Annotated in this window: 16 protein-coding genes; 5 read left to right on the top strand and 11 right to left on the bottom strand. The window is 36.6% G+C overall.

The genetic code is table 11. The features are described 5' to 3' along the window. Window positions 1–10 precede the first annotated feature (10 nt). Complete coding sequence (locus LF887_RS14050; protein ID WP_236854873.1) at window positions 11–982, bottom strand: DUF6268 family outer membrane beta-barrel protein; 972 nt, start codon at window positions 980–982, stop codon at window positions 11–13. A gap of 4 nt (window positions 983–986) precedes the next feature. After that, entirely contained in the window at window positions 987–1,415 is a 429-nt protein-coding gene (locus tag LF887_RS14045; protein WP_236854872.1) for a hypothetical protein, read from the bottom strand. A 199-nt stretch (window positions 1,416–1,614) separates the two neighbouring features. On the opposite strand from LF887_RS14045, the gene LF887_RS14040 reads away from it, so the two are divergent. Both LF887_RS14040 and LF887_RS14035 read left to right on the top strand, forming a co-directional pair. Beyond that, on the top strand, window positions 1,615–2,691 hold the full coding sequence (locus tag LF887_RS14040) for a sensor histidine kinase (protein ID WP_236854871.1): 1,077 nt from the start codon (window positions 1,615–1,617) through the stop codon (window positions 2,689–2,691). Then, window positions 2,688–3,413, top strand: a complete 726-nt coding sequence (locus LF887_RS14035; RefSeq protein ID WP_236854870.1) for a LytR/AlgR family response regulator transcription factor — start codon at window positions 2,688–2,690, stop codon at window positions 3,411–3,413. The genes LF887_RS14040 and LF887_RS14035 overlap by 4 nt, the downstream gene beginning before the upstream one ends. Window positions 3,414–3,415: 2 nt before the next feature. Here LF887_RS14035 and LF887_RS14030 read toward each other — a convergent pair whose 3' ends face one another. Further along, window positions 3,416–4,042, bottom strand: coding sequence for a class I SAM-dependent methyltransferase (locus LF887_RS14030; RefSeq protein WP_236854869.1), 627 nt, complete (start codon window positions 4,040–4,042; stop codon window positions 3,416–3,418). Between the two features lie 176 nt (window positions 4,043–4,218). Continuing rightward, window positions 4,219–4,953: a DNA-formamidopyrimidine glycosylase family protein gene (locus LF887_RS14025; protein WP_236854868.1), complete on the bottom strand. Its 735-nt coding sequence runs from the start codon at window positions 4,951–4,953 to the stop codon at window positions 4,219–4,221. A 70-nt stretch (window positions 4,954–5,023) separates the two neighbouring features. On the opposite strand from LF887_RS14025, the gene LF887_RS14020 reads away from it, so the two are divergent. Next, window positions 5,024–6,379, top strand: coding sequence for a deoxyguanosinetriphosphate triphosphohydrolase (locus tag LF887_RS14020; protein ID WP_236859507.1), 1,356 nt, complete (start codon window positions 5,024–5,026; stop codon window positions 6,377–6,379). 7 nt (window positions 6,380–6,386) lie between these two features. Here LF887_RS14020 and LF887_RS14015 read toward each other — a convergent pair whose 3' ends face one another. The 6 genes from LF887_RS14015 to LF887_RS13990 form a co-directional block, all read right to left on the bottom strand. Beyond that, window positions 6,387–7,460: an NAD(P)H-dependent flavin oxidoreductase gene (locus LF887_RS14015; protein WP_236854867.1), complete on the bottom strand. Its 1,074-nt coding sequence runs from the start codon at window positions 7,458–7,460 to the stop codon at window positions 6,387–6,389. Between the two features lie 31 nt (window positions 7,461–7,491). Then, the gene (locus tag LF887_RS14010; protein ID WP_236854866.1) at window positions 7,492–7,872 is read right to left on the bottom strand and encodes a nuclear transport factor 2 family protein; all 381 of its coding nucleotides are present in this window, start codon (window positions 7,870–7,872) and stop codon (window positions 7,492–7,494) included. A 74-nt stretch (window positions 7,873–7,946) separates the two neighbouring features. Next, the gene (locus LF887_RS14005) at window positions 7,947–8,678 is read right to left on the bottom strand and encodes an SDR family NAD(P)-dependent oxidoreductase (protein ID WP_236854865.1); all 732 of its coding nucleotides are present in this window, start codon (window positions 8,676–8,678) and stop codon (window positions 7,947–7,949) included. Between the two features lie 7 nt (window positions 8,679–8,685). After that, complete coding sequence (locus tag LF887_RS14000) at window positions 8,686–8,904, bottom strand: tautomerase family protein (protein WP_236854864.1); 219 nt, start codon at window positions 8,902–8,904, stop codon at window positions 8,686–8,688. Window positions 8,905–8,908: 4 nt separating this feature from the next. Beyond that, window positions 8,909–9,466, bottom strand: coding sequence for a YceI family protein (locus tag LF887_RS13995; RefSeq protein WP_236854863.1), 558 nt, complete (start codon window positions 9,464–9,466; stop codon window positions 8,909–8,911). Window positions 9,467–9,565: 99 nt separating this feature from the next. Continuing rightward, window positions 9,566–10,147, bottom strand: a complete 582-nt coding sequence (locus LF887_RS13990; RefSeq protein WP_236854862.1) for a Crp/Fnr family transcriptional regulator — start codon at window positions 10,145–10,147, stop codon at window positions 9,566–9,568. A gap of 202 nt (window positions 10,148–10,349) precedes the next feature. Here LF887_RS13990 and LF887_RS13985 point away from each other — a divergent pair, with 202 nt between their 5' ends. Beyond that, window positions 10,350–11,300, top strand: coding sequence for an SPFH domain-containing protein (locus LF887_RS13985; protein ID WP_236854861.1), 951 nt, complete (start codon window positions 10,350–10,352; stop codon window positions 11,298–11,300). A 92-nt stretch (window positions 11,301–11,392) separates the two neighbouring features. Here LF887_RS13985 and LF887_RS13980 read toward each other — a convergent pair whose 3' ends face one another. After that, the gene (locus tag LF887_RS13980; RefSeq protein WP_236854860.1) at window positions 11,393–12,004 is read right to left on the bottom strand and encodes a DUF4377 domain-containing protein; all 612 of its coding nucleotides are present in this window, start codon (window positions 12,002–12,004) and stop codon (window positions 11,393–11,395) included. Window positions 12,005–12,150: 146 nt separating this feature from the next. Between LF887_RS13980 and LF887_RS13975 the strand changes: the two genes are divergently transcribed. After that, window positions 12,151–14,172 (top strand): DUF3857 domain-containing protein, encoded by a 2,022-nt coding sequence (locus LF887_RS13975; RefSeq protein ID WP_236854859.1) that lies wholly within the window; start codon window positions 12,151–12,153, stop codon window positions 14,170–14,172. Window positions 14,173–14,275 lie beyond the last annotated feature (103 nt).

Below are 14,275 nucleotides of genomic sequence, written 5' to 3'. Positions count from 1 at the left end.
AAGCCTGAAATCATTTTGCTCCAGGTTTTCCAAAAGGATTATAAGATATTCCGACATTGACATAAAATGAGGGTTGATAACTGGCTTTAAAAATATAGTCTTTAAAAGATTCTTCTTTGTCAAAAACTCTTGCCTGAGGAACCGCTCTGATTCCTGTTTTTAAGGTTCCGATAAAATTACCGCCCAGATTATGCTCATAAATAGCTCCGGAATTAATCTCAAGCTGGCGGAATTCGTAGGTTCTGCTGTTCCTGTATATATAAAAGGTAGTATTATCCATCTCTGTTCCCAGAGAAATTCTCCCGTTGGCAAAAATGTCCTTTCTGATCAGTACCTTTTTAGGAAGAAGCACATCAAGTACCCAGCCATTATTGAATTTATTTTCATAGGTAAAGATCGGAAGAACGGGTATCTGACTACTGGGATCTATAAAACCGGCAATACCTACCATCATCTTTGTCTTTGGTGTAGCTTTCAGGATGAGTGAGGCGGTTACTGTTCCTCTGATTCTTTCAAAATGCTGTTCACTTCCATCTGTAGAAATGCTGGCAGTGTAGATGGCAATCTTTTGAAACAGTTTTGAAAAATAGCTCAGATTTACTGCTTCAGAATGATAATGATAGTGATCCTGAGTACTGGCATCAGTGATCATGGGTTCTTCGGTATTGAATGCTGTGTACCGATAGTTCAGAGAGGTACTCAGCAGCAGGTTTTTATTTTTTATAAAATAAATATTGGCATTTGCTTTTACCTGCTGAAAACTTTTTACCTTATTGTCAGGAAGGTCAGCTCCCTGAAGTTTTGATGAAAACTGATAGGGACCTGTTTGGGTAAAATCGACGTTCATATCACGGTTCTGCGGAAATTTATCTGCAAAATAAGCTCTTACCTTCAGGGGAATACTGTCTTTCTTCTGTGCAGACACAATGCTTTTCAAAGGCAGCATAGCAAAGGGAAGAAGGGCTCTTCTTAATACTTTCATATTATTATTTTAAGGATAAGATGGAAGACTGAAAAAAATTGAACAGGAATATTCTGTCATAAAATATTTCAATGCTGTTCTCTGCCATAAAATCGGTATAGCGGATCGTATTGGGCACAGAATCTTCTTCCACAAAGACAAACCAGATCTCTTTAAGTCTGTTCCGCCTTTTAAACTCCTCAAAGACATTCCAGTCAAATGGGGAAGAATACTTGAGGTCATAAAACAGGATCCCTTTCTTAATCCCATTTTCTTCTATGATATTAACAGGATGGTTAATGTAATTTAAAATCCGAATTTCCTGCTGATAACATTCCACAAAATGATGGAGATCAATAAGCTGTATTACTTTCTCTTCCTGCTGGGATTCTGTCATATAAAAACATTCTATGGTTATTTCTTCTGTAAGTTCCTGAAAAACGGCTAATTCCATGTGCATAAAAAATTGAACAGGACAAAGAAATGCAGAAAAAGACTGTGCAAATTTGTTTTTATACCAAACGGCTTGTAATTTATACGAAATCCGGATGTATTAGAATTCGTATAAAAAAAATCAGGGTTTGTATAATAGTATAGATATTCTTTGCGTTATTCTCTATTTTTGCTTTGTATTAAAACTCTGGGAGCATACTATGAAATACGGAACACCAAAATTTAAGGATACAATGGTTATAGACTTTCTGGTAGAAAACCGGTTCAGGTTCTGGCGCCATGGTATATTTCTTATTTTCTTTTTCGTGCTTATCTATACTGCAAGGTTCTGGCATTGGTATTCCGGCGTGTATCAGTATTATGTTTTATGCTTTGTCTACATGGTGCTGATCGGGATGGTATATATCAACATTTATGTTCTGGTTCCCAGATTTTTCTTTAGAACAAAATACATCACTTATCTTGTATTGCTTGTGCTGATGGGAGTTGTGGGACTTAATATGATAGGGTATGGTTTTAAATTCTTTTTTGAAGACTTCAGAGTGGAAAACTTGAAAAAAGTAGGGGACAGGGGCAGTATTTATGAAGGAGTACTCATGTGTATTCCTATTATTATGACCACTACTACAGTAAAACTGCTGCAAAAGTGGATCAGTGATACCAGGAGAATCACAGAACTCAGTAATCTGACCCTGCAGATGGAACTGAATGAGCTCAGGAATCAGATCAATCCGCATTTTCTGTTTAATATGCTGAATAATGTAAAAGCGCTTATCAGAACAGACCCCGAAAAAGCATCGGTAGTCATTGTAAAGCTTTCAGAATTTCTGAGATACCAGCTGTATGAGAATGGGGAAGAGAAAACCCTGCTGCTTTCAGAAATCGATTTTCTTTCCAATTTTCTCAATCTTGAAAAGATACGGCGCGATAATTTTTCATTCGATATCAATGTAGATATAGACAGCAGAACTATAAAAAGTACTTTTATCTCTCCCAATTTATTTACCACCTTTGTAGAAAATGCAGTCAAACATAGTGTAGACATCAGCAGTACAGAGTCTTATGTGAAGATCAATATTGATATGGAAAATAAAATGCTGTGCTTTACCTGTACGAATTCCAGAAACTCAAATTTTACTACATCTAATACCAGCTATGGAGGATTAGGACTTGCCAATATTAAAAGAAGGCTTGAACTCCTTTATGGAAAAGCTTTTGAACTGGATATTATTTCCGGGGAAAAAGAATATACCGTTAACTTAAAAATTCCAGTATGAATTGTATAATCGTAGATGATGAGCCGTTGGCAAGAGCAGAAATGCGATCGTTGATCATTGAAACCTCTAACACCGAGGTTCTTGGAGAATTTTCCAATGCACCTTCAGCACTGGACTTTCTTAAAACGAATGATGTAGACCTTATCTTTCTTGATATTGAAATGCCAATGGTCACAGGGCTGGAGTTTGCTGAAATGCTGCCAAAAAAATCACTGATTATTTTCACCACAGCCTATTCCCAATATGCTTTAAAAAGCTATGAGCTGGAAGCGGTAGATTATCTCCTGAAACCCATTGATCCCCGAAGACTGGAAAAGGCTGTAGAAAAAGCTGCTCTCTACACCGAACTTCTATCTAAAGATACGGTGAAAAATACTGTTGAATCCAATGCAGCAGATTTTTTATTCATTAAAGCCGACAGAAGGTTTTATAAAATCAACTTTTCAGATATTAAATTTATTGAAGGATTAAAGGATTATGTAGTAATTCATACCAGACATCAGAAGCTTATCACTGCAATGAATCTCAAAACGATCCACCAGAAAATTGTATGGGAAACCTTTCTGCGCGTAAGCAAATCTTATGTAGTCAATATTGACTTTATAGATTCATTTGACAATCATAATATATATATTGATGAATCTGAGATTCCTATCGGAGAAGTTTACAGGTCCGATTTCTTCACAAAATATGCCGGTGGATTTTTGAATTCTGACGGATAAGACTAATGTTTCTGACCTGTGAAACGGATCACTGAACCGGTTCCGTTATGAAATAACCCTTCGTTAAGTTCAATTTCCTTTTCTTCAAGTTCTAAGATCTTGTAATCGGGAAAATCAGTTTTGATTTCGTCAATTGAAAATAAGGATCCGATATCTTTTGGTCCGCCTACTTTTTCATTTTTCGTCACATATTCAAGGTGATTCTTGCTGAATGCTTCAAAGATAATGAAGCCTCCCTTACGCAGATACTGATTCAGCATTATATGAATAGAAGATTTAATATCCGCAGGGAAGTGGGCATAAATAAGAGCAATAGCATCAAAATGCTCCTTTTGGAAATTCAGGTTCTGAAGTTCTCCAACCTGATAATCGATAATGACATTTTGATTTTCGGCAAGCAGTAAAGCTTTAGCCTTTCCTTCGCTGCTGATATCGAAAGCTGAAACATTCCATCCTTTGGTGGCTGCAAAAACGGCATTTCTTCCTTCACCTTCCGCGGGAAAAAGGATAGAGGAGGGTTTTAGTTTTTCTAACTGTTCTTTTAAATAATTATTGGGCTCTGTACCATAGGCAAATTCCTCACTGCTGTATCTGTCGTTCCACCTGTTGAGCCATGTATTGTCTGTCATTGTATAATAATTTGAGTTTTATTAGCGGTTATTATTGTTCATCGTTTACCGATGAATGAAAATGGATTGAATACCTCAAATATAGCATGTTTTCAGGCTTTTTCATGAATGGAAAAAACACTGGTCAAAATAGATTTTGTGAATAGACTTTTGATGGGAAGAGTTGTTGGAATGCATTAATAAAGCTTCTGATCTGTTTCGCAGTAAAAGCTTCTTCGTTTTCCTATACCTGTTTGTTTTTTTACGAGTTTTTGCCCGCATATCGGACAAGCTTTTTTTGAATGAACCAGCCAGTGTTTCTTTAAAACAAATTCCCGTTTCCATTTCAGAAAATCAAAACTGTAATTTCTGGCTTCGGCAATAAGCTCCTTCAGTTTTTTTGCCGGCAGATTTCCGATAAGACTTTCAGGCTGAACACCAATTCTGAACAGAACTTCGTTCTTAATAATATTTCCTACACCCGAAAAAATATCCTGATTCATCAAGGCATCACATACCATCATTTCTGGTTTGGCCTTGAGTTTTTTCTTTGCTTTTTCGGGATTCCATAGGTCACTCATCACATCAGCTTCCCAATCGATGCCAGATAAATAATCAAGATCTACAGATTTGACGGAACAGGTATAGAAATATATGCTTTCAGTTTTAAAATTAAGTGACAGACGAAGGCTTTGATCAGGTTTCGTCTGTTCATTAATACTATATGACCCGAACATCAACAGGTGAATGCGGACGGCCTGTTTATCAAAAACAAGATAGGTCTGTTTTCCGAAAGTACGGATCTCATGAAGCTTCTGGCCGATAAGAAGTTCTTTATCGAATTTTGCATTACCTGATGCTTCTGTCACTTTTTTTCCGACAAAAGGCTGCAGGTTTTCTTTCATTAATATAATGGAGGGACCTTCAGGCATAGTTTTGCTTTTGAATAAAAGTTCAAATACTATTCCGTAAAACTAAAATTTGGAGTAATTTTGAAAAATGATGAATTTAAACCAGATTTTCACCAATCAACGTACAGGGAACAATCCGCATACCAAAGCTTCAAGAACTGATTTTCAAAGAGATTTTGACAGGATTATTTTCTCTTCCGCATTTAGAAGACTGCAGAATAAGACTCAGGTTTTTCCTCTTCCAGGAAGTGTATTTGTGCACAACAGGCTGACGCATTCTCTGGAAGTGTCCTCTGTAGGAAGAAGTTTAGGAAGTATTATTGGTGAATATATTGCTGAAGATTTTAAAAATGAACTTACGGAAGATTCAAAGAACTTTTATCTATATAATTTAGGAAATGTAATTGCAGCAGCCTGTTTATGTCATGATGTAGGAAACCCTGCCTTCGGACATTCCGGGGAAGATGCTATTGCAAGTTATTTTGAAAGAAATGAGAATGACCTGAAATCCAAATTCAATGAAAAAGAATGGGCTGATCTGGTTAACTTTGAAGGGAATGCTAATGCCATCAGAGTATTGGCCCAGCAGCAGCAGGGAAAAGATGCCGGAGGTATTCAACTCACTTTTTCTACACTGGCAAGTATAGCGAAATACCCTTGTGAAGCCGTTGCCAAGAAGAAAGGGATCATTCACAGAAAGAAATTCGGGTTTTTCCAGAATGAAAAAGATATTTTCCTTGAAATTGCGAAGGGAACACATCTGATCTCAGAGAGCGAGGAACCTCATATTTTCAAAAGGCATCCTTTTGTATGGCTGGTAGAAGCTGCGGATGATATCTGCTACAATATTATTGATATGGAAGATGCTCACCGATTGGGGATTGTATCTACTTCAGATTGTGAAAACCTTTTCTTTGAACTGGTAAAATCTGAAAGCAGCGATATTGATAAAGTAAAAAATAAACTGGCTTCCATCTCCAATGAAAATGAAAAGATATCCTATCTGAGAGCAAAAGCTATAAATGCATTAATCAACAAATCACTTGAAGCTTATAAGCAGAATTTTCAAACAATTCTGGAAGGAAATCTGGATAAAGGACTGCTTGATATTTATAAATCGGAAAATAATGCACTGCAGGATATAGAATCTTTTTCTATTGAAAAAATTTACAACCACAAAGCAGTGGTGGAAATTGAAAATGCGGGCTATAACGTAATGTACGAATTACTGGATCATTTTATCCCTTCCATTTTGAAACCGGAGGATGAAAGAAAATCTTATGATAAAAAAGCCTTAAAACTACTTCCGAGGCAGTTCTTCTATGAGAGCGGAACAGACTATCAGAAGGTTTTGGGAATTATTGATTTCGTTTCAGGAATGACAGATAATTATGCTACAGATCTTTACCGGAAAATTAAAGGAATAGACATCGGAATGACGGTGTAAATTCTAATTATTTTAATAATTCAGAAGCCTCTTCTATTAATGATTTCATTAAAGTGGAGGCCTTTTTGTGTTTCAGAATAGGAGCAATCTGCCCAGACCAGAAGAAAACCAAATCGTTCTTTTGCTGTTCCAGTGCAGCTTTTCTCAAAGCTCCCATAAAATGAGTCTGCAAAGGAAATGGCAATGTTTTATCCGTAGCGGTCAATACATCTCTTGTGATTTTTGTGGTAATTCCGCGCCCTAATCTTCCGGTGTATGCTCTGGTGAGGGTTGTAGATTTTGAAGCTTCGGAAAACAAAAATTCCTTGTGCAGAGGCAGCGCTCCGGATTCTTCGGTAGCTAAAAATGCAGTGCCGACCTGTACAGCATCTGCCCCCAGTTTGAAAGCTCCGGCAATGCCACGCCCGCTGGCTATTCCTCCGGCTGCAACCACAGGAATTTTAACCTTATCCCTGATCAGTTGAATCAGAGTAAAAGTTCCGGTGGTTGAAAGTTCAGCTTTCTCCAGAAATGAAGGTCTGTGGCCGCCACTTTCAAAACCTGAAGCTACAATAATGTCTACACCTGTGTTTTCCAGGGCGGTGGCTTCATACACAGTGGTTGCATTTCCAATGATAACTGTCCCCTGGCTTTTCAGTTTTTCAATAATATCAGGATCCAAAAGTCCGAACATAAAGCTGAAGACCTTAGGCCTAATATCAAAAATAACCTGAAGCTGATTCTGAAATCTTGATTCAAAGGAGGGCGGAAGAGGCGGAACTTCAATACCTAAACTATCATAATAGGGTTTGAAAACCTCTACCGCTTTTTGGTACAGATTCTCCGTATGTTCCTGATCAATAATATCATGATCGCTCACCCAAAGGTTCAGATTATAAGGTTGATCTGTAATCGTTTTGATTTGCCGGTCAACATCAAAAATATCCTGAGGAGATAAAGTATAGGCACCATAACCTCCCAGACCGCCAAGTCGACTAACCGTTGTTGTGAGTTCTACAGTAGAAAGTCCGCCTCCAAAAGGCCCCTGAAAGATCGGATATTCTATGCCAAGTAAATCTGTTATCTTATTTTTATTCCACATAATATTGGATTATTTTGGTAAAATTAATAGATTAACATTCTACATCGGTCAGCGTCTTGTTGACAATAAGCCATTGGCCGTCAATCTTATGAAAAGTTATAAAATTATAGTAATTGAAATCGTACATTTTTACATTTAATTTTACCACAGCAATTGTGTTGATCACATCCACTGATAAGATGGTTGGTTTAAAATTTTTTCCGGATTTTTCCGGACTTACGCGGTTTCCCACTCCTTCAATATACTGTGCTGAGGTCTTATAATACGGAACCCCTTTTATATCTCCGAAAAGCAAAGCATCTTTATGGAAAATATGTTTTAAAAGCTCAGTATTTCCTTCATAAATTCCTTTGAAATAATAGGCATTAATGATGTTTCTTATTTCCGTTTCTTCTGTTTTGTATGTGTTCATGACATTTATTTTTTGAGCATAGCTGTTTATTGGTATCATAAACAGCCATGCAAGTAAAATTAGAATTTTCATTTTTATAAACGATGTCCTGCGCCCATTCCTCCGTCTACATTGATGATCGCACCTGAAATAAGTTTATTCTTGGCAATTGCATGAATCATCTGGGCAACCTCTTCGGGTTCTCCGATACGGTTAATCAAATGAAGTCCCGCGTTGTTGTCAAGGTTATGACCATGCATCGGTGTTCTTATGAGCCCTGGTGCAACGGTGTTTATTCTGATATTATCATTTCCAAATTCTGCAGCCAGTTGCAATGTCAAAGCATGGATCGCTCCCTTGCTGGAAATTGGGGCTGTGGACGGAGATTGTGCAATTGCATGATAAACCAGCGGTGTTCCGATGTTGATGACCACACCTTCTTTCTGTTTGATCATTTGGGGAAGTACAGCCTGTGTTGTGAAGAATGTTCCTTTTAAGTTGGTTGATAAAAATCTGTCCAGGTATTCTTCCGTTACATCTAAAAACGGTTTGTTTTCGTAGATACCTGCATTGTTGACCAAAACATCTATTGAACCGAATTTTTCAAGAGCAGTTTTAGCCAATGCTTCTCCTGTTGATTTATTCGAAACATCTCCGGCAACCATCGCGAGATTTTCTCCAGCCTTCAGTTCATTATAAACGGCTTGTAATTTCAACTCTGTTTGTGAATTGATGACTACATTATCCCCTCTGTCTAAAAAATAGCGGGCGGTCGCCAAACCAATTCCTGATGATGCTCCGGTGATAAGTACGGTTTGTTTTTTCATATCTGATTTACTTTTTTTCGGTTGAAAATCCCTGCTCTTTTAACACTGAAACCTGCTCTCCTGCATATCCCCAGTTATCATTGTCGATTTCGTTAATTATTATGTGGGTCAGATGCGGATCTTTATTTAAAACGATAGTGATTACTTCACTTACTTTTTGAATTAATTCCTGTTTTTTTTCGCGGCTTATATCTTCGCGTAAAACATCTATGGTTATAAATGGCATAATATTAAATTTTTAATGATATTAATGAATTGGCTGCCTCTGCAACTAAATGAATATTCAGATCGAAATTGTTATAGATAAGAGTATCACCAAGGTTGGTAAAGAAATTGGCAGATCTGAATCTGATATTGAATTTTGCCCGGTCAATTACAATTTTCGCGTCTAAAACAGCAGTGTTATCCTTTTTCACAATCTGTAACGTTGTTTCAAGAGAATGGGTAATGCCTTTAATGGTAAGATCACCTTTTACATGGTAAAGATTACTGTCACCTGGCTCAGCGTAAGTAATTTCAAAAACGGCTTCAGGATATTGGTCTGAGTTGAAGAAGTCATCAGAAGCCAGATGATTTGCAAATTGAGTATTGGTTTCAGATTCTTCTATATCAAGGATGGTAATTGATTTTGTGTTGATTACAAATTTCCCTGACAGGATGTTGCCGTTTCCGAATGTGAAATGTCCTTCTTTCACTCCTATGGTTCCGTTATGAGCTCCTGTTACTTTTCTTCCGGTCCATTCAGCTAAACTTTTTTGGCTGTCTATTATAAAACTTTTTGTGTCCATTTTTAATTGGGTTTAAATGATAGGACAAAGTTCAGCCGAATCCGAGAGAAAGTTATGTGATGTAGATCACTAAATATAAGTTTTAAAAGGAGAAAAAAATTAGTGTTTAGACTGATTAAGCCTGCTCAAAGTCTCTCTTGATACTCCTAAATAAGCTGCAATCAGATGTTTGGGCACCAAATTGTACAATTGAGGATATAACGCCAGAAGCTCTTCATACCTGAACTTCGCATCATTATTCATGAAAGAGAGGAGTCGTTTTTGCGCAGCTACATAGCCTTTATTCGTACGCCATCTGAAAAAATGCTCAACTTCATGAATTTCATTGCAGATCTTTTCACGGTCTTCATTGGATATAGATAAAATACCGGCATTGGTGATACAGTCTACATTGATTGTAGCTCTGTTTTTACTGTAAAGAGCATCAAAATCCGTGACCCACCACGTTGGCATTGCAAACTGGAGAATAAACATTTTTACATCATCATTGAGATAAAATGCTTTAAGACAGCCTTCAAATACGAAATACTCATGATCTACAAAATCACCTTCAGAAATCAGGCTTTGTCCTTTTTTTAAATTAATTAAATTAAAATGTCCGAAAACATAATCAAACTGTTCATCTGAAAGAGAAGTGAATTTTGAAATATGACCTTTTAATATTTCTTTAGCATCAACCATACAGGATAATTTATAGTCAAAATTAAGTTTTTTCTTAAAACAATCTTATCTTAAATTAATCTGTAAGTAACGAGTTTGATTTTCAATCCATTAATGTTGTGGTAAGCGTACATTTATTTTTATTATATTTAATGAAACACAATGTGAAGTTTTATTTTAACAAAAATGAAATGATGACGACACATTAAAAAATTATAAAACTATGAGTCTTTTTTTAATACCCATTATCTTTTTCGGATTGATTATTTTATTCGCTTCGTTTTTTGTGGTAAAACAGGAAACTGCAGCTATTGTAGAACGTTTTGGGAAACTCCAGGCCGTAAAACATTCCGGGCTTCACCTTAAACTTCCTATTATAGATCAGATTGCTAAAAGGCTGAATTTGAGAATTCAGCAACTGGATGTTATGATTGATACTAAAACATTGGATAATGTTTTCATCAAAATGAAAATCTCTGTTCAGTATCAGGTAATCAGAAATCAGGTAGGAGACGCTTATTATCGTTTGGAAAATCCTGAAAATCAAATTACTTCTTTTGTATTTGATGTAGTGAGAGCGGAAGTGCCAAAATTAAAACTGGATGATGTTTTCGTTAGAAAAGATGACGTTGCGATTGCTGTGAAAAGTGAACTTCAGGAAGCAATGAACAGTTACGGATATGATATTATCAAGGCATTGGTGACTGATATTGATCCGGATGAGCAGGTAAAACATGCCATGAACAGGATAAATGCTGCAGAAAGAGAGAAGACTGCCGCTGAATATGAATCTGAAGCACAGAGAATCAGAATTGTAGCGGTGGCAAAAGCCGAAGCAGAGTCTAAAAAATTACAGGGGCAGGGAATAGCTGACCAGAGAAGAGAAATTGCAAAAGGACTTGAAGAGTCTGTAAGAATGCTGAATAATGTAGATATCAACTCATATGAAGCATCAGCTCTTATTGTGGTGACCCAGCATTATGATACTTTACATTCTGTAGGAGCAAGCAACCGAAGCAGTTTGGTTCTTCTTCCCAATTCGCCTACTGCAGCAAGCGGCATGCTGAATGATCTTGTGGTTGCCATGACTACTGCAAACACTGTAGGAGAGGCTAATAAAGGTAAATATCCTGACCCGCCTCAAAAAGAGTCAGGGTATTCGAAAGAAAGCTAGCACCGGGAAGCTAAAAGCTATTGAAATCAAAAAAAGCTCCCAGCCTGAATAAAGAAAAACTCCCGGGAAAATCTTCCCGGGAGTTTTTGTTGTTATTTTTTCGTTTTAGAAACTTGTTGTATCAATGTGTATTTGATTGAAGATCCATCAGCCGGAGGATTAGCAATTTTTTCTGTTTTTACTTTCAAAACATATTCATATCCAGGTTCATAAGTGAATCCTTCTATATTGTTGTAGAAACTGCTCCAGCTTTCAGAAGCTTTCTCCTTAACCTGCATACACTTCATACGTCCGGCTCCTGCTGAGCAGTCTACCGTGTTGGCTCCAATAATAAGTGTTTTTTCATTAGCAGAAGCAGTTTCTTTTTTCGTTTTAGAAACCTGTTTTACCAACGTGTATTTTATAGAAGAACCGTCAGCTGGCGGATTAGCAATTTTTTCTGTTTTTACCTTTAAAACATATTCATATCCTGGCTCGTAAGTGAACCCCTCGATATTATTGTAGAAATTAGTCCAGTCTCCTGAAGCACTATCTTTTACCTGCAGACATTTCATAGGAGCTACTCCGGTACAGTCTGCAGTTTGAGGCCCTACGATGAATGTTTTTTCATCAGCGGATACTTTGGCACTATTTGTACATTGTGTCATTGCAAATAATGCTAATGCAGGAACTGTTCCTTTTAGAATTGTTGCTATAATTTTCATAAACTTGATTTTAGACCATACTTGGCAATTACCATGCCGGAATTTTTCATGAATTGTAGCAGTTCTTCTATTGTTTTTTACTTTTTTAATTATTTAATTTGAAGTTCTTAAGGATGACAACCAAAACACACAATTTTATACTACATATGGACAATCAAATTCAAGTTGACAATTACAGGATTCAGAAACCTGAAACATGGGCAGGAAATATTGGAGATCAGGAAATAAAAGATCGAATTACAGACTCCGAATTTGCCAGAAAACAAATTGATGAAGGCAGGGATTACTGCTATTTCTTAGACAGAAAATATTACACAAGCAATACTGAAAACAGTGAGTATACCTGTATGGCTTATACACTGAATGAACCCGGGAATCTTGAAAGAGCCTCTGTCATGGATGTTGTTGTGGAAGAAAATGAGGTCTATCAGATCCACAGAATCAGTGTTCTGAGAGACGGAGTACTGATTGATAAAATCCCTGATACGAAAATAAAAGTACTGGACAGCGAAAATCAGAGCAGCGGAGGGATTTTAAGCAGTAACAAAAAGATTAATATTACCATCAGAGATCTTAGGCTGTATGATGTACTGGTATTGGAAGATTCCAGAATCAAGGTTTTTACGGAACGTGATTTTTTGAGAGAAGAATTTTCAAAATATGTATGGGTAAGTCCTGATAATTATTGGGCTTACGGGAGTTTTAAATTTACATTCATCAATGATCGTGAACAGACCATTGCCTATAAGAAAACATTTTTCAGAGATGAAGAGGGCCATGTTTTGGAACCCGAAATCAGTCATTTAAAAAAAGGAGAACGTTTTGTAATTGATAAGCAGAATTATATTAACCCTGTAGATTCAAGCCGTGAAATTTTCCCTTATATAGACTTTGCTACCGAAAGCAACTGGAAGGATCTTTCCAACTATATTGTTCCTATTTATAATGATATTTTCAACAAGTCATCATTAAAGGATTTTGCACCCAACCTTCTGGAAAAGCTTGATGCTATTACCGATCTTGATGAGAAACTACAGTTTGCAATAGAATATGTTCAGAATCATATCTATTATACCTTCAATGCAGATGAGATGAACGGGCACAAACCGCAGGAACCTGCTATAACTTATGAAAATAAACAGGGAGACTGCAAAGCAAAGTCTGTTTTGCTAAAGGTTATTCTGGATTATATCGGAGTAGATGCTTCAGTGGTTCTGGTTAATTTTAGTACAGATTATTATATTAAATACTATCTGCCATCACTGTTGAATTTCAATCATGTTGTTGTAAAAATCAATTACAAAGGGCAGGAGTATTTTGTTGATGCCACCATCCGTGATGAGTTCGGACTGATTGAAAACCGTGGATTTATATATTTTATGCACTATCTGGAAGTTAAGGAGAATCAGGAACTTCAGATAAGAAAGCCTCATAAATATGCCTATTACTGCATTGATGAAAAAGTAGATTTTAATGTACAGGGCAGCGTCGGAAAGCTGAATCTGATTACCACATACAAAGGGAACCGGGCTAATGCAATGAGAAAGTATTTTAAAGTTACTAATAAAAGGGAAATTATAGACAGCTGGAATAATTTCTTTTATTACAGCCTTAATTATTCTAATGACCGGAACGGTACTGATATCCGAAATATATTCAGGGAGGCGGCCATTGATGTTATAAGTGATGATAAAAAGAAAAATGAACTTAAGATTCAATATACTTCTGTAGTTGATAACCCTTATTATACAGATTTGCAAAAGAACCGTTTTCTGATGTATTTCGATCGTAATGTTGTCAAAGCAAGTGCGCGGGATTTTATGCATAAAGATTTACCATTCTGGCATAATTTCGATAGTGAGAAATATGAGATTAATCTTTCTACAGATCAGAAAATAGACACTGAAGAAAAATATACGGTACAGGAAAGTACAATAGCCAATCCTTATTTTGATTATAAAAGCCGTAAAAAGGTTGCCAAAAATGGGGCAAGTGTGTATATAGAATTTAATCCTTTGGTGAACGTAGAAATCCAGCAGACCGAGTTTGAGAAATTCAGGATGGATCATCATATGGTAGCTGACAGCAACTTCGGATTAGGGATTGATATCATAGAGCCGGGACTGATGAATATGCTTAAATTCAGTTTTAAGAAAAAATTTAAATAAAGAAACCTGAGTTTTAATTTCAGAGTTTAAAACTTCAGCTTCAGCGGGCGGCGGAGCCGCCCGCTGAAGCTTTTTATTCTAATCATTATATTTTCGCTCAAAA

The sequence above is a fragment of the Chryseobacterium sp. MEBOG06 genome (assembly GCF_021869765.1).
Taxonomy (GTDB): Bacteria; Bacteroidota; Bacteroidia; order Flavobacteriales; family Weeksellaceae; genus Chryseobacterium.
This window is presented reverse-complemented; position numbering and strand designations above follow the sequence as displayed.

What these genes read in the sequence shown, in the direction of transcription:
- LF887_RS14005 (WP_236854865.1), bottom strand. Translation starts at nt 8,678, where the DNA reads ATGAAAAAACAAACCGTACTTATCACCGGAGCATCATCAGGAATTGGT.
- LF887_RS14020 (WP_236859507.1), top strand. Translation starts at nt 5,024, where the DNA reads ATGAATTTAAACCAGATTTTCACCAATCAACGTACAGGGAACAATCCG.
- LF887_RS13975 (WP_236854859.1), top strand. Translation starts at nt 12,151, where the DNA reads ATGGACAATCAAATTCAAGTTGACAATTACAGGATTCAGAAACCTGAA.
- LF887_RS13995 (WP_236854863.1), bottom strand. Translation starts at nt 9,466, where the DNA reads ATGGACACAAAAAGTTTTATAATAGACAGCCAAAAAAGTTTAGCTGAA.
- LF887_RS14050 (WP_236854873.1), bottom strand. Translation starts at nt 982, where the DNA reads ATGAAAGTATTAAGAAGAGCCCTTCTTCCCTTTGCTATGCTGCCTTTG.
- LF887_RS14035 (WP_236854870.1), top strand. Translation starts at nt 2,688, where the DNA reads ATGAATTGTATAATCGTAGATGATGAGCCGTTGGCAAGAGCAGAAATG.
- LF887_RS14025 (WP_236854868.1), bottom strand. Translation starts at nt 4,953, where the DNA reads ATGCCTGAAGGTCCCTCCATTATATTAATGAAAGAAAACCTGCAGCCT.
- LF887_RS14030 (WP_236854869.1), bottom strand. Translation starts at nt 4,042, where the DNA reads ATGACAGACAATACATGGCTCAACAGGTGGAACGACAGATACAGCAGT.
- LF887_RS14000 (WP_236854864.1), bottom strand. Translation starts at nt 8,904, where the DNA reads ATGCCATTTATAACCATAGATGTTTTACGCGAAGATATAAGCCGCGAA.
- LF887_RS13990 (WP_236854862.1), bottom strand. Translation starts at nt 10,147, where the DNA reads ATGGTTGATGCTAAAGAAATATTAAAAGGTCATATTTCAAAATTCACT.
- LF887_RS13985 (WP_236854861.1), top strand. Translation starts at nt 10,350, where the DNA reads ATGAGTCTTTTTTTAATACCCATTATCTTTTTCGGATTGATTATTTTA.
- LF887_RS14010 (WP_236854866.1), bottom strand. Translation starts at nt 7,872, where the DNA reads ATGAACACATACAAAACAGAAGAAACGGAAATAAGAAACATCATTAAT.
- LF887_RS14045 (WP_236854872.1), bottom strand. Translation starts at nt 1,415, where the DNA reads ATGGAATTAGCCGTTTTTCAGGAACTTACAGAAGAAATAACCATAGAA.
- LF887_RS14015 (WP_236854867.1), bottom strand. Translation starts at nt 7,460, where the DNA reads ATGTGGAATAAAAATAAGATAACAGATTTACTTGGCATAGAATATCCG.
- LF887_RS14040 (WP_236854871.1), top strand. Translation starts at nt 1,615, where the DNA reads ATGAAATACGGAACACCAAAATTTAAGGATACAATGGTTATAGACTTT.
- LF887_RS13980 (WP_236854860.1), bottom strand. Translation starts at nt 12,004, where the DNA reads ATGAAAATTATAGCAACAATTCTAAAAGGAACAGTTCCTGCATTAGCA.